General features: G+C 50.6%; 15 protein-coding genes and 1 tRNA gene. 7 read left to right on the forward strand and 9 right to left on the reverse strand.

From position 1 onward, the window contains the following. Positions 1 to 69: 69 nt before the first annotated feature. Both ACY430_RS00280 and ACY430_RS00285 read right to left on the reverse strand, forming a co-directional pair. Entirely contained in the window at positions 70 to 1,071 is a 1,002-nt protein-coding gene (locus tag ACY430_RS00280) for an aspartate-semialdehyde dehydrogenase (RefSeq protein WP_462136908.1), read from the reverse strand. Then, complete coding sequence (locus ACY430_RS00285; protein WP_462136909.1) at positions 1,068 to 1,559, reverse strand: RpiB/LacA/LacB family sugar-phosphate isomerase; 492 nt, start codon at positions 1,557 to 1,559, stop codon at positions 1,068 to 1,070. The genes ACY430_RS00280 and ACY430_RS00285 overlap by 4 nt, the downstream gene beginning before the upstream one ends. Positions 1,560 to 1,644: 85 nt before the next feature. Here ACY430_RS00285 and ACY430_RS00290 point away from each other — a divergent pair, with 85 nt between their 5' ends. Both ACY430_RS00290 and ACY430_RS00295 read left to right on the forward strand, forming a co-directional pair. Continuing rightward, complete coding sequence (locus tag ACY430_RS00290) at positions 1,645 to 2,484, forward strand: electron transfer flavoprotein subunit beta/FixA family protein (protein WP_462136910.1); 840 nt, start codon at positions 1,645 to 1,647, stop codon at positions 2,482 to 2,484. Positions 2,485 to 2,517: 33 nt separating this feature from the next. Next, positions 2,518 to 3,510, forward strand: a complete 993-nt coding sequence (locus ACY430_RS00295; protein ID WP_462136911.1) for an electron transfer flavoprotein subunit alpha/FixB family protein — start codon at positions 2,518 to 2,520, stop codon at positions 3,508 to 3,510. A gap of 50 nt (positions 3,511 to 3,560) precedes the next feature. On the opposite strand, the gene ACY430_RS00300 is transcribed toward ACY430_RS00295, so the two are convergent. Together ACY430_RS00300 and murI are read right to left on the reverse strand one after the other, a co-directional pair. Then, positions 3,561 to 3,845, reverse strand: a complete 285-nt coding sequence (locus tag ACY430_RS00300) for a hypothetical protein (protein ID WP_462136912.1) — start codon at positions 3,843 to 3,845, stop codon at positions 3,561 to 3,563. 121 nt (positions 3,846 to 3,966) lie between these two features. Further along, positions 3,967 to 4,362 carry a glutamate racemase gene (murI, locus tag ACY430_RS00305; RefSeq protein WP_462136913.1) on the reverse strand — a complete coding sequence of 132 codons (396 nt, stop codon included), beginning with the start codon at positions 4,360 to 4,362 and terminating at the stop codon, positions 3,967 to 3,969. A gap of 89 nt (positions 4,363 to 4,451) precedes the next feature. Here murI and ACY430_RS00310 point away from each other — a divergent pair. The 4 genes from ACY430_RS00310 to ACY430_RS00325 all read left to right on the forward strand — a co-directional run bounded on the left by ACY430_RS00310 (position 4,452) and on the right by ACY430_RS00325 (position 7,847). Beyond that, positions 4,452 to 4,525: transfer RNA gene (locus tag ACY430_RS00310), tRNA-Pro, on the forward strand. A 21-nt stretch (positions 4,526 to 4,546) separates the two neighbouring features. Next, positions 4,547 to 5,629, forward strand: coding sequence for a tRNA 2-thiouridine(34) synthase MnmA (gene mnmA, locus ACY430_RS00315; protein WP_462136914.1), 1,083 nt, complete (start codon positions 4,547 to 4,549; stop codon positions 5,627 to 5,629). Next, a complete protein-coding gene (gene mtaB / locus ACY430_RS00320) occupies positions 5,629 to 6,981 on the forward strand; it encodes a tRNA (N(6)-L-threonylcarbamoyladenosine(37)-C(2))-methylthiotransferase MtaB (protein WP_462136915.1) in 1,353 nt (450 codons plus the stop codon). The genes mnmA and mtaB overlap by 1 nt, the downstream gene beginning before the upstream one ends. After that, a complete protein-coding gene (locus ACY430_RS00325; protein WP_462136916.1) occupies positions 6,960 to 7,847 on the forward strand; it encodes a metallophosphoesterase family protein in 888 nt (295 codons plus the stop codon). Before mtaB ends, ACY430_RS00325 begins: the two co-directional genes overlap by 22 nt. Before the next feature lie 10 nt (positions 7,848 to 7,857). Here ACY430_RS00325 and ACY430_RS00330 read toward each other — a convergent pair whose 3' ends face one another. From ACY430_RS00330 to hflX, 3 genes are read right to left on the reverse strand one after another with little or no spacing between them, the layout of a single operon-like run. Further along, positions 7,858 to 8,253: a CbiX/SirB N-terminal domain-containing protein gene (locus tag ACY430_RS00330; protein ID WP_462136917.1), complete on the reverse strand. Its 396-nt coding sequence runs from the start codon at positions 8,251 to 8,253 to the stop codon at positions 7,858 to 7,860. Then, positions 8,234 to 9,364, reverse strand: a complete 1,131-nt coding sequence (locus ACY430_RS00335; protein ID WP_462136918.1) for a M20/M25/M40 family metallo-hydrolase — start codon at positions 9,362 to 9,364, stop codon at positions 8,234 to 8,236. The genes ACY430_RS00330 and ACY430_RS00335 overlap by 20 nt, the downstream gene beginning before the upstream one ends. Before the next feature lie 14 nt (positions 9,365 to 9,378). After that, a complete protein-coding gene (gene hflX, locus ACY430_RS00340; protein ID WP_462136919.1) occupies positions 9,379 to 10,989 on the reverse strand; it encodes a GTPase HflX in 1,611 nt (536 codons plus the stop codon). Between the two features lie 317 nt (positions 10,990 to 11,306). On the opposite strand from hflX, the gene ACY430_RS00345 reads away from it, so the two are divergent. Continuing rightward, positions 11,307 to 12,245, forward strand: coding sequence for an LLM class flavin-dependent oxidoreductase (locus ACY430_RS00345; RefSeq protein ID WP_462136920.1), 939 nt, complete (start codon positions 11,307 to 11,309; stop codon positions 12,243 to 12,245). A 3-nt stretch (positions 12,246 to 12,248) separates the two neighbouring features. Here the strand turns inward: ACY430_RS00345 and ACY430_RS00350 are convergent, their stop codons facing one another. After that, positions 12,249 to 13,478 (reverse strand): acyl-CoA synthetase, encoded by a 1,230-nt coding sequence (locus ACY430_RS00350; RefSeq protein WP_462136924.1) that lies wholly within the window; start codon positions 13,476 to 13,478, stop codon positions 12,249 to 12,251. Further along, positions 13,459 to 13,674, reverse strand: a 216-nt coding sequence (locus tag ACY430_RS00355; protein ID WP_462136921.1) for an AMP-binding protein, incomplete at its 5' end; no start/stop codon positions are given. The genes ACY430_RS00350 and ACY430_RS00355, both read right to left, overlap by 20 nt.

The following is a 13,674-nucleotide window of genomic DNA, read 5'->3' on the forward strand; positions in this document are numbered from 1 at the left end:
GAAACATAACTCCCGCAAACGATGGATAATCAATCATTGTATTTTCAGACGCGGTAAAATCAAGATGTGTTATAAAACATCCGCGATTCGCTCCGCTATCTGAACGGAGTTAAGCGCCGCCCCCTTTCGCAACTGGTCTCCCACAACCCACAAACAGATGCGGTTCTCCCCGACTATGTCGTGGCGTATTCTTCCGACAAAACAGTCGTCCCTGCCGGAGCAGTCCACCGGCGTTGGGTAGGAGCTGTCTCCGGCCGTAACTTGAACGCCCGGAAAATCGTTAATCGCGCTTTTTGCCTCGTCCGGCGAAAGCGGTTTTTCAGTCTCAATACTCATTGAAATCGAATGAGCCCTCATAACGGGAACCCTCACGGCGGTCGCGCTTACTTTGATGTCCGCCTGCAGAATTTTCCTCATTTCGTTGTGAAATTTCATCTCTTCTTTCGTGTATTGATTGTCAAGAAAAACATCTATTTGAGGAATGATGTTGAGCAATATTTGAGCCGGAAAAATTTCGCTTTTAACGGCACGGGGCCACTCACGCATCTGGTTTTCAAGTTCGGCAATTCCGCCGCCGCCCGCTCCTGAAACAGACTGGAAACTAGTTGCTATTACAGTTTTGACCACTCCCGCGTCGTGAATGGGTTTGAGCGCCATGGAGGCAATCGCCGTCGTGCAGTTGGGATTGGCGATTATGCGTTTTTCCGGAATCGCGTCCAGAGCGCTTCCATTTATTTCCGGCACCACAAGCGGAACCTCATCATCCATTCTGAACGCCGAGCTGTTGTCCACAACCACCGCCCCTTCATTCACCGCTTGAGGAGCGTAAGCCCGGCTGTTTGAAGCGCCTGCGGAAAAAACGGCGATGTCCACTCCGGAAAAGCATCCGGGGTCAACCGCTTCAACCTTGAAGGGACGCCCGCAAAACTCAACCTCTTTGCCGCGTGAACGCTCTGAGGCGAAAAGTTTTAAATTACCGACCGGAAAATTGCGCTCCGAAAGAATCTCAAGAACCTCGCGCCCAACTGCTCCGGTGGCGCCCACCACCGCAATGTTTAAATCTTTTTTCATTTTTTGAAATACTTCCTCTCAAGCAGCGAAACCTTTTCTATGTTCGCCTTTTCACTCTCTTCCGGATTTGAACCGAACCAGCCGCCAAGTATCTCCGAGGCGACTTGCGTTGAAGTGCTCCGCAGGCTCATCGCAAGGATGTTCGCGTCATTCCACTTTCTTGCGCCGGACGCGGTTTCTGAATCAGCACACAGCGCGGCGCGTATTCCGGGAACCTTGTTTGCGGCGATTGAAACTCCGGTTCCCGTCCAGCAGAAAAGTATGCCCTGTTCGCAGTTGCCGTCTGAAACCTCACGCGCGACAGATTCGGCAACGTCCGTCCACTCAGCGCCGTCTCCCGCGAGAGGCCCGAAAAGTTTGACCCGCGCGCCGCGTTTCTCAAGATAGCGCAGCACAAAATCCGTAAGATGGGTCTTCTCGTCGCTTCCGACCGCTATGTCCATAAACTCCTTCTCGGACCCCTTGAGTTTCGCGGTTCTTGACAGCAAAAAGTCATTCTCTATAATAAACCGCAGACTTGTTTCTATCAAACATTTTCCACGCGGAAAACAAGGCTCAACAGAGAGGAGAAAAATGAAAGTTGTAGTTTTTATAACTCAAACACAGGACACCGAAGCCAAAATTAAGGTGAGCGCGTCCGGAGATTCAATAGACCCGGAAGGGATTAAATGGATAATGAACCCCTACGACGAATTTGCCGTTGAAGAAGCGATTCAGACGGTTGAAAAACACGGGGGTGAAGCGGTAATAGTGTCGGTCGGTCCCGCGAGGAGTATTGAAACAATCAGGCAGGGGCTCGCCATGGGAGCGGCTTCGGCTGTTCACATCAAGGACGATGGTTTCGCGGACACGGACCCTTATACAATAGCCAAAGTCGCGGCGAGCGAGATTAAAAAAATTGGAGACATTGACCTGATTTTCACCGGAATGAAAGTAATTGACGAAGAATCGGCACAAATCGGAATACAGATAGCCGAGGAACTCGGAATTCCGCATGCGGCGCTCGTGAGCAAAGTTATAGAGATAAACCCCAACGAGAAAAAAATGATTTGTCAGAAAGAGGTTGACGGGGGAAGTGCAACCGTTGAAATTCCGTTGCCGGCTCTCATAACCTGTCCGGACGCGATGAACGAACCGCGCTATGCGTCTCTGCCGGGAATAATGAAGGCGAAGAAAAAACCCGTTCAGGAAGTCTCGCTTGATGACATTGATTTCGCCGCGCTTGGAATCGCGCGCGAGAACGTGGGCAAGGGCGGCTCACGGGTTAAGACCATCAAAATTGAAGTTCCGCAGATTGAGAGAAAACTGAAAATCATCAAGGGGTCGGACGAAACGACGGTTAAAAATGACGAAATAGCACAATCGGCTCAAGAAATAGTCAAACTGCTCAGGGAAGAAGCCAAAGTCATCTGACTCACGCAAAATCAAACGGAGGATTTCAAAAAAATGGCAAATGAAATATGGGTTGTGGCAGACCAGAAACTGGACGGTTCAATAAGAAAAGTAACTTTTGAAGCGCTCTCCGAAGCGCGTCGCGCGCTCGTGCCGAAACTTGACGGGGCGGTTCTGTGCGGCGTTGTGATGGCGGATTCGGTTTCCGCGCAGCCCGAAGAGATGAGCAAATTCGGAGCGCAGAAAATCTACACGGCGCAAAATGAGCACCTGAAAGAGTTCAATCCCGACAGTTATTTAAAAACGCTTTCCGAACTCATCAAAAAACATTCGCCCGCAATTGTTCTCGTTGGGCACAGCTCTTTTTCCGAGGACTACATTCCCCGCGTGGCGGCGAACACGGGTTCGGGGCTCGCGATGGAAGTTGTCAGCGTTGATTTCGCGGACGGCGCGCTTGTCATAAGCCGCTACTCGCATTCAAGCCGCGCGATTTCCACTCAAACTTTTCACGGAAGCGACACGATGATAGCGACCGTGCGCCCGAACTCATTCAAAGAGGAAGAGGCGCCCGTTCAGGGTGAAACCGTGCAGGAGAATGTTGAAATTGCTCCGGACGACCTCAAAATCAAACTTGTGGAGATGAAAACAAAAGAGTCCGACAGGCCCGAACTCACCGAAGCGGAAAAGGTTGTTTCCGGCGGCAGGGGGCTCGGTAGCGAGGAAAACTTCAAACATATATACGACCTCGCCGACATGCTTGGCGCGGCGGCGGGAGCGACACGTGCCGCGGTGGATGCGGGATATTGCCCCTACGACATGCAGGTCGGGCAGACCGGAAAAGCGGTTTCACCCACCCTTTACATCGCAGTTGCCATATCGGGATCTGTTCAGCATTTTTCAGGAATGGGTTCTTCGAAAGTGATAGTCTCAATCAACAAAGATCCCGAAGCCCCGATTTTTGCGAAATCCGATTACGGAATATGCGGAGACCTTTTTGAGGTTCTGCCGCCGCTCACAGAAGAGTTGAAAAAAGCTCTGGCTGATTGAGAGGTGTTTTTGAGAAAATTGCGCTGGCGGAAAGCAAATGCCGCCGCAAACTAGGGCAGGTCAACAACATCTATTCCCCCGGGCTCTCTTCCGAGAAACCGTTCGGCGATTTGCGTAAAACTTTCCGAGCCGTCCGTGAGATAAAACTCCTGCGAGCCGTCACCGCTTGTTTCCAAAAGCCCGTTTTGATTCAAAACCGCCTCTGCCTCCCTTGCAGTTTCTTCCGCTGAATCAACAAGCGTTACTTTTTCGCCCATAACTCCGGAAATTGTCTTTTTTAGAAGAGGGTAGTGCGTGCATCCGAGAACAACTGTGTCAACACTCTGATTTTTCAATGGATTAAGATAGTTAAGAGCAATACTTATAGCAATTTCTCCTTCGTGCACCCCCTCTTCGGCAAGAGAAACAAACAAGGGGCAGGCCTGAGAGACGACCTCTAACGATGAATTTTCGGACTCAATAGCGCGCAAATACGCTCCCGCTTCTGATTGTGGACGGTGTCGCGATGACTCCAATTTTACCGTTTTTTGTTACTGAAGCCGCTTTTTTCGCTCCGGGCTCAATCACACCGAGAACCGGAACGGGCAACTCGTCCGAAAGAACCTCCATTGAATACGCCGAAGCGGTGTTACAGGCGGCAATTACAAATTTCACGCCTTTTGAGACAAGGAAATCCGCGTTTTTACGCGAGTATTTAACAACCGTTTCGCGGGATTTTGTTCCGTATGGAAGCCGTGCGGTATCGCCGAGATAAACGATGTTTTCACGCGGCAGAAGTTTTGCCACCTCGCGGACAACCGTGAGTCCTCCAATGCCTGAATCAAAAATTCCAATTGAACGGGGAGATGACATTTTGAGAAATGTATCACGCTGGGAAACTGCTTTTTCAACTGTGAAAAAATGTTATATCCGTTATGATTGTTCCCCTGAAAAGACAAAAGCGGGGTGTAGCTCAGATTGGTAGAGTGCTGCGTTCGGGACGCAGAGGTCGCTGGTTCAAGTCCAGTCACCCCGAAAAAACGCCGGGGTTTAGAAAATGAAAAAAAGAATTGTTGTCGCGATGAGCGGTGGAGTGGACTCCTCAACTGTCGCCGCGATGCTCAAAAATGATGGGCACGAGGTGATTGGAATCACCATGCAGCTCTGGGATTACGGCGAGTCATCGGGAGGATGTTGTTCCGCTGACGAGGTCAGAGACGCGAGAAATGTGGCGCATCAGATCGGCATTCCGCACTATGTCGCAAACTACATGGAGCCGTTCAAAAAAACGGTGGTCGCCGATTTTGTCGGCAAATACAAATCGGGGGAAACTCCTGTTCCATGCACTCTATGCAATCAGTTTATGAAGTTTGACCTTCTGCTTCGGCGCGCGAAAGAGCTCGGCGCGGACGCTCTGGCGACCGGACATTATGCGCGGGTGTTAGGCGAAAAAGGCGAAAAGGCGCTATTCAAAGGCATTGACGACCGCAAAGACCAGACCTATTTCCTTTTTACACTCAAGCAGAAAGAACTGGAAAACCTGATGTTCCCGCTCGGAGAGAGCAGAAAAACCGAAGTCAGGCAAAAAGCGCATGAGTTCGGACTGCAAGTCGCCGAAAAGCCCGAAAGCATGGGCGTGTGTTTCCTCACGGGCGGTGATTACAGAAATTTCCTGTCCAAACAAATCGGCGATGACGCTCCGTCCGAAGGTGAAATGATTGACACTCGCGGTGAAAAAGTCGGAGACCACAAGGGAATCCATTCCTACACTGTCGGGCAGAGAAAAGGGTTGAAAATTCCGACTTCGGGACCCGAAGACGACCCGATGTATGTAATCAAAATTGATGAGCGGAACAACAAAATTGTTGTCGGTAATGAGAGCGGGCTTTACAATCCGGGCCTTGTGGCGGAAGGGCTTTCGTGGGTTCGGGAAGTGCCGGAAAACGGAATGGAGGTCAAAGCCAAAATAAGACACGGGCATTCCGAGAAAAAAGCGGTGGTTGAAATCCGGGCGGACGGCAAAGCCGTTGTCTCTTTCGCAGAGCCGCAGAGAGCGGTTACTCCCGGGCAGGCCGTTGTCTTCTACAACAACGGCGAAGTGCTCGGAGGCGGCTGGATAAAACAGGCGCTTTCGGCGTAATGGAAACGGTCAAAATGGCGCAAACCAACACGGCAAATTCAAAAGATGCGCGGCGCAAAATCTCGGTGGTAACTCTGGGATGTAAAGCGAACCAATACGACACCGCCGCAATGCTGGGACAGCTTCCGCCAAGCAAATATGAAATCAACGGAAACTTCACGGATAAAGCCGATGTTTATGTGATTGACAGTTGCACCGTAACGGGCAAGGCGGATTCTGAAGCGAGGAACTACGCGCGGCGGGCGAAAAAATCAAACCCCCACGGAGTCGTTGTGGTAACCGGCTGCTACGCGCAGGTGTCATCTGAGGAAATTGCGGCGCTTGAAGGCGTTGACTATGTTGTCGGGAACTCTCACAAATTTCCCGCACTCTCGGAAATCGTCAGAAAAGGCGAGCCTCAGAAAACTGCGCGGGTTTTTGTGTCGGATCTTTTCGCGGACAAGAAAAGAAAGTTTGAATCCCCGAAAATAAAAAACTTTCCGGAGCGCACAAGGGCTTTTTTGAAAATTCAGGACGGCTGCAACTACGCCTGCAGTTTCTGCATAATTCCGAGAGCGCGGGGAAGGTCGCGAAGCCTCGCACCCGATGAGGTTTTGAAGCGGCTCGCGACTCTTTACTCAAACGGCTACAAGGAAACGGTTTTAACGGGAATTCACCTCGCAAGTTACGGAACGGACATAGGCGCATCGTTGGTGGAAATGATTCGGGAGATTGAAAACTGTTCGCGCCCGTTGCCGAAAATACGCTTGAGTTCGCTTGACCCCGCAGACATAAGCGATGAACTGATACGGCTTTGCGCGGGCTCTGAGTCGGTCTGCAAAAGTTTCCATATTTCTCTTCAAAGCGGAGACGGCGATGTTTTGAAAAAAATGAGACGCCGCTATTCACCTGAACGTTTCACGGATTGCGCGGACTTAATAAGGCGCGAGATGCCGGACGCCTCAATTGGAACAGACATTATGGTCGGCTTTCCCGGCGAAACCGAACGTCAGTTTCAAAATACCTTTGAGGTCGCGCGCGATTCCGTACTCACATATTTCCATGTTTTCCCGTATTCGCGCAGAAAAAACACCTCTGCGTGCGTGATGGACGAGCAGGTTTCCGCAGAGGTTAAGAAACGCAGAAGCTTTGAAATGCGAGAACTCGGAGCCATGAAAAAACAAAATTTTTATGAAAGTTTCATCGGCAGAACTCTTCCGGCGATATCTGAAACCCGGTCAATCTGCATGACGGACAACTACATACCGGTCGCGGTTCCCGACTCAAACCTGGAGGCGGGCGTCAATTTGAAAGTGCGAATAGATTCGGTCTGCGGAGAAAAAACAAAAGGATGCATCCGCTCATTCTGCTGACAGCTCTCGTCCCTCTTGTGTTTTCATCATGCGCCGGCACCCCTTTCCCGCATGAAATATTTGATAGGAAAGACGTTTTCAAAGTCTGGGCGCTTGCGGACACTCAGCCCACGCATCCCTCGCACAGACGGGCTTTTGAAAACGCCGTTGAGGATTTGAACCGGAACACAAGGGGCGTTCACATGGCTTTTGTCGCCGGGGACATTGTCAATTCCGCAAGCGAAGAAGTTTTTGACTGGTATCTCGCGACACGGTCAAAATCGTATATTGTGCCGTGGCATGAAATCGCGGGCAACCACGATGTCAAACCGGACGGCGGCGCGCTTTTCAGGAAAAAAATCGGCAAATTCAACAAAACCGTTCTGCGCGGCAACATCCTTTTTATTTTCATCTCAGACGAAGACGGCACAAAGCCAACTGTCATAAGCAACAAAGTATTTGAGTGGTGGAAGAAAACCGTTGAAAACAACAGAGACAAAATCGTAGTCGTGATGACCCACGCGCCGCTTGAAGGAAGTTCCATTGTGTTCTCCGGACTTCGTGACAGGCAGATAGCGGGCTCAGAGCGTTTTACTGAAGTGCTGAAAAAAGAGAAAGTTGACCTCTGGCTCTCGGGGCATCTCCACGTCCCGCATTTTTTCCCGCGCACGGTTAAGAAAAAAGAAAATCTGAACGGAGTGGTGTTTGTTCACATATCTTCCATACGCCCCGAAGTGGGCGGTTTGAAGCATCCTGAATCCCGCTTTTTAGCGTTCTACTGCGGAACGGACAAAGTGTCGGTGTTTTCAAGAAATCACAAAAAAAGAAAATGGCAGAACAGGCACGCCAAACATTTTACTCTTTCAAAAACTATTGAGTGTCCGTAGGTCGGGAGGGTTATTTCTCACCCGAAACGCGCTCCAGAACAACATCCACGATTTTCTCATGGAGACCGAGCGGCTCGGTAACCGTGTGTTTCAAATTCGGAAACTTTTTGGCAACCTTTTTTGCCATTGCGGGTATGTCAAAACCCGAATGCCTGCCCGGAACGAGAAAATAAGGGTGGACGACCACCTCGCCCGCTCCCAACTCGGCGCATTTTTGAAACGCCTCTTCCATAGTCGGAGACGCAATCTCCATGTGGCAGTATTCAACAATATCAAAGCCCGCGCCTCTTTCCCTGATTTCACGGGTTACTTCGGCAAGCACGCTATTGGCTTCGGCAACGGCGCTTCCGTGGTCAACAAGTATGAGAGCCCGTTTGGTTTTGGCGTTAGTTTGAGTGTCCGGCATTTTTCATAATGGTCGCAAGAACAATATCCGCCGACCTGTTGAACTCTTCAATAACAAGATGCTCATTAACTGTGTGAAGATCGTACATTCCCGTTCCCAGATTTACACATTCAAGCCCCTTGCGGTTCAGGTAGTTCGCATCGCAACCGCCGCCGCTTGTGTGAAGAACAACCGGATGACCGAGTCCGCGCGCAGTTTCCTCAACCATTTTCGTAATCACGGACGAGGGAGAAACGTCCATCAGGGGATAGATGTTTTCCCGCTCAATTTCCACGGCGGAAGCATCTCCGCGGACTTCAATTGACGCTTCCTCAAAACACTCACTCATGTGGTCCATTTGTGCCAGGAGTTTTTCCTCGTCGTGACTTCTCGCCTCGCCGAGAACATTTGCTTCACCCGGAACGATGTTCATGGCGCTTCCGCCTGAAATTGTGCCGATGTTCGCGGTGGTTTCGAAATCTATTCTTCCCAGATTCATTCTCGCTATGGCTTTTGACGCAATCTCTATCGCGCTCACACCATCTTCGGGGCACAGCCCCGCATGCGCCTCAACACCCGTGATTTTGGCTTTGAGTCTATCCGAAGCCGGGCATTTCAGAACAAGGCGGTCCGGAGTGCTGCTGTCAAGAACAATTCCGTAAGAGGAGTTGAAAATTGAACAGTCAATGAATTTCGCCCCCAGCAACCCAACTTCTTCGCATATCGTGAACGCTATTTCAATGTCGCCGTGGGGCAGGGCGTTCTCTTTGAGGCAACGCACCGCTTCAACAATTATGGAAACTCCGCTTTTGTCGTCGCTGCCGAGAATTGTCGTTCCATCGCTTCTCATAACGCCGTCTTTGATTGAGGGTTTTATCCCCTTTCCGGGAGCGACTGTGTCCATATGCGAACAAAGAAAAAACGGTGGCGCGTCCGTATTGCCTTTAAGTTTGACAATCAGGTTGCCCGTATTTCCGCCGACTTTCGCGCCGCAATCGTCATAAAAACATTCGCCGCCTATCTCCTTCATCTCTTTTTCCAGAACAAGCGCAACATCTTTTTCAAAACGCGGCTCGCTGTCTATGCGGATTATGCTCATCAAGTGGTCGGACATTCTTTTGTATGAAATCATCGTAAGCCCTTCTGTTATATCGCAAGAGGATAGTTTTGTTTGCGGTCTTTTAAAATCTCACCCGTGCGCGCCGCTATCTCGCCGAGATTGTTTCGCACGGCGGCGGAAACGAAAATGGATTCGGGATAAATCACGGAAAGGTCTTTCAGTTTTTGGCGAGGGGCAATGTCGGTTTTGTTAAATACAAGCAGCCTGCGCACTTCGCCAAACCCCATTGAGTCAAGTATGGATTCAACGGCGTCTATCTTGCTCTCAACGTCCGGATCACCCGCGTCCGCCACATGAAGCAGTAAATCGGCTTCGCCAAGCTCTTCCAGAGTCGCTCTGAACGCCATCGCCAAATCTTTGGGAAGATCTTTTATAAAACCGACCGTGTCGGTGAAAAGAAGAGTGGAATTGCCCGGCGAATACATTCTGCGGGTTTTCGTTCCGAGCGTGGAAAACATTTTATCCGCGATTTCGGTGTGCTCTTTTGTCAAAGCGGAAAACAGCGTGGACTTGCCCGCGTTTGTGTAGCCTACAAGCGAAATAATTTCCGTGTTTCCTCTCATGCGGTTTGCCCGCGTCCTTTCTCTCCTGCAGGATATCGCCTCCATCTGCTTCTCCAAATCCCTTACCCGTCTTCTGAGTTGCCTTCTTTCCTTTTCAAGCGCTTTCTCTCCGGGCCCCCTTGTTCCAATTCCCGCACCGGGCTGCGACATCTGAATTCCGCTTCCCGAAAGACGGGGAAGGGCGTATTTGAGTTCCGCAAGTTTAACCTGCAATTTTCCCTCTTTTGAGGAAGCCCGCAGGGAAAATATTTCAAGTATGAGTTGCGTACGGTCAACAATTTTCATATCCGTGCGGCTCTGTATTTCGGAAATCTCAGACGGCGCGAGTTCGGTGTCAAAAATCACCGCTCCCGCAGCTTCATGTTTTGCGAGCAGAAGGAAATCAGTCAATTTTTTCTCTCCGAGAACAGTGTTGCCAACGGATTTTTTTGACCGTTTGAGAATATGAACGCGTGAGCCCAGAACCTTTTTCCCGGCAGAAACCGCGAGAGCATCAATCTCTTGCAGTGATGTTCCGGCTTCCCTCTGCGAACGCCCCGTCGCAATGAGAAAAACGTGTTCCCTGTTTTTATGACGTGGATTTAGCGGGGCAAAACGTCTGTTTTGTACCGGCTCAAGCGCGCTTTCAATATCAAAATTTACGTTTGAGCAACTGGGGAATTCCGCGATTTTCCATTTTTCAGAATCGCTCCGCTCTGCGTCCGGAACAAGAGGATAGGCAAACTCAAACCCGCCCGCGCCACCGCCCCTAATCCGAACGACGCCCACTATTTCAAGCCGTTCGTTTATAAGCGTGAATTTTTCGTTGTCCGTAAGCCCGCGCCCGTCTGTATGTGTGAGAATGAGCCGAAAGTTTCTGACTCCGCGCCCGGTGTCGCGATGCCTTCTGAAAAACGACGCGATTTGAAAATCGCCGCAGTTTCCCACAAAAACCGCCGCCACTCTGCCTTTTTTATTGAGCAAAACCGCCACATTCCTTTTGACCTCTTCCGACGCCCTGCAAAGCGCGGAACCGAATTCCGGCGTCATCACCTTGTTTGGGTCAACAGATTTTGAATAGATTTTGAGAAGCAACTTGATTTCTCTGCCGGTAAGGCCGGATCTGTTGCCGTAAACAGAGATGTTCGCTATTGGGATTGCCTCTTTTTATACATCAAGGTTTCAATACAACATGCGTAAGAGATGCAATCAAAAGAATTGAGGCAACCAGAACAAAAATCCCGATTATGTAGATTTCAGCTCCTGTTTTCTTCATCACGGTTGATTATAATACCAACCCCGTGCGGTGTCAAAAGCGGGCGGATTGTAATTTTTCCGTTTCACGGGTTAAATTTATTAGAAATACTATTAACTATTAGAGGCGGCAAAAGACCGCCAAAAGGGAACGCAAAATGACAAAAATAGCGACTATTTCCCCCGTATGGGGCTGTGGAGTTGATGATTTAAGAGCGCTCGCGCGCGAAGCGGAGAACGCGGGTTTTGAAGCGATTTTCTCGCCCGAAGTTCCGCCTTACAGCGCGATTTCCAACGCGCAGGTGTTCGCCGAAGCGACTTCAACAATCAAAGTCGGCACGTGGATAACAAATATATTCATGCGCAAACCCGTCATCTGCGCCGCCGAAGCGCTTACTGTTCAGGAGATTTCGGGCGGAAGAATGATGCTCGGTCTCGGAGTGAGCCACAAGCCCGTCAATGACAAATTCGGAATAGACATGGGCAATCCGGTTGAGGAGATGGAAAAATACATTTCCGAACTCAGACCCATGCTGGACGGCTCTTCGGAATTACTGACAATCAAACGCGATCTGCCGGGTTTTCCCGTTCACATAGCCGGACTGACGAACTCTGCCGCCCGCCTCGCAGGTAAGGTGGCGGACGGGCTTATGCCGTATATGTCTCCGCCTGAATATGTGAAGCAGTTAAAAGAGCAGGTTGTGGCGGGAGCCAAAGAAGCGGGAAGAGACCCTTCCGAAATTGAAATCACAAACGGAATCCCCTCATTTATTTCAGACAGTCTGGAAGATGCGGTTAAAGCCGCAAAAACCGGGCTTTCCGGCTACGCGCGCTTTCCGTTTTACCAGCGTCTCATAAAAAACATCGGGCATGGCGATGTGGTTGAAAAAATTCAGGCCGGCGAAAAACCGCATGAGGTTTTCACCGACAAATTAGTTGACGCGATCGCGCTTGTGGGACCGGCGGCGCGTTGCAGGGAACAGCTTGAGGCGCACAGGGAAGCGGGGGTTCAACTTCCAATTATCGTGCCGGGCGCGGTTGGAAAACAGAGCAATCTTGAAGTGATGAAAATCACCTGTGCGACTTATTCCGGCTGATTTTCAGTCAGTCATACTGAACTGCTCGCGCAATTCGCCGCGCTTTTTCTTTCCGTTTTTCGTAACCGGAATTGAGTCCGTAAAAACAATCTCTTTTGGCATTTTGTATTTGGCGAGGCGTTTTTCCAGAAAATCTCTCAACTCCTTTTTAAGCGAATCACGCGACTCGCCCGCCGGTTCCTTTGTTACAACAAAAGCGGTTGTGATTATTTTCCCGCCGCCCGCGTCAATTCCCACGGCGGCGCAATCGCCGACTTTGCCGTGTTTTGAAAGCGCCGCCTCAATTTCAAACGGCGAAATTCTGTAACCGAAACTGTTTATCATGTCGTCCCTTCTCCCAAGCGGCAGCAGGTAGCCGTCATCGTCAGCAGTAAAATAATCGCCGCTCATAAAATCGCCCTTCGGAGAAAACATTGCGCGAGTCTCTTCGGGTTTGTTCCAGTAACCCAGCATAATTCCCGGATCGTCCGGAGCGGAAACCAGAACCCCTTCGCGCGCATCCGCGACCTTTTCTCCGGTTTCGGGGTTTGCGAGAAAACATTTCCTGCCGGGCTGCGGTTTGCCCGGGGACTCAGGGTTTATTTCCATCCCGATCATGTTTGAAACGTAGTAGCTGAACTCGCTCATTCCCAGTCCGTTATAAAGCGAAACCCCCAATTCGTCTTTCCACGCGGAAAAAAGCTCCGGGCTGAGAGTTTCGCCCGCGCTCAAACAGTGGCTCACACTTGAAAGATCGGGGCGGGGCGCGTCTTTTGCCGCCCTCAGCATCTGCCTGTAAACGGTCGGAACCGCCATAAAAACATTCGCGCGGTGCTTTTCAATAATTTCAAACATCTTTCGGGGTTCGTATTCGCCTCCATAAATCACGCTCGCGCATCCATGCCGCCAGGGGTCAAGACAGCCCGCACCCAGAGTGTAAGTCCAGTTGAGTTTTCCGGCGTGAAAAACTTTGGGGCGGTCGCGGACCCCCAGCCAGAAAAAAGCCGCCGGGTCACGCCCGATAATGCACCGATGCGCGTGAACAACCCCTTTCGGCTCTCCGGTGGTTCCGGATGTGTAGCAGATATACGCAATATCTTCCGAAAGCGTGTCCGCAGGTTCAAGTTCGGCGGAAGATTTTCGCACAAGTTCGTCAAGGTCAACACATCGTGAAGGCGCCTTTCCTCCCGTTATAAAAACCGTTTTCAAATTCGGGCAACGATGGCGTACGGCATCAACCCGGCCGTATGTCACAGCGGACGCGACAACCGCTTTTGCTCCGCCTGTCTTCAAGAATATAAACCTCCTCGTCTTCAACAAGCATCGGGCTCGCCGGAATGGGAACGGCTCCAATTTTGAGCGCCGCGAGGAATGAAAAAGGAAATTCCGGAATGTTTTCAAGCATTATCATCACTCTGTCCCCGCGACGCACGCCCGAAGAAAGAAAAGC

This window comes from Candidatus Mycalebacterium sp. (assembly GCF_977828045.1).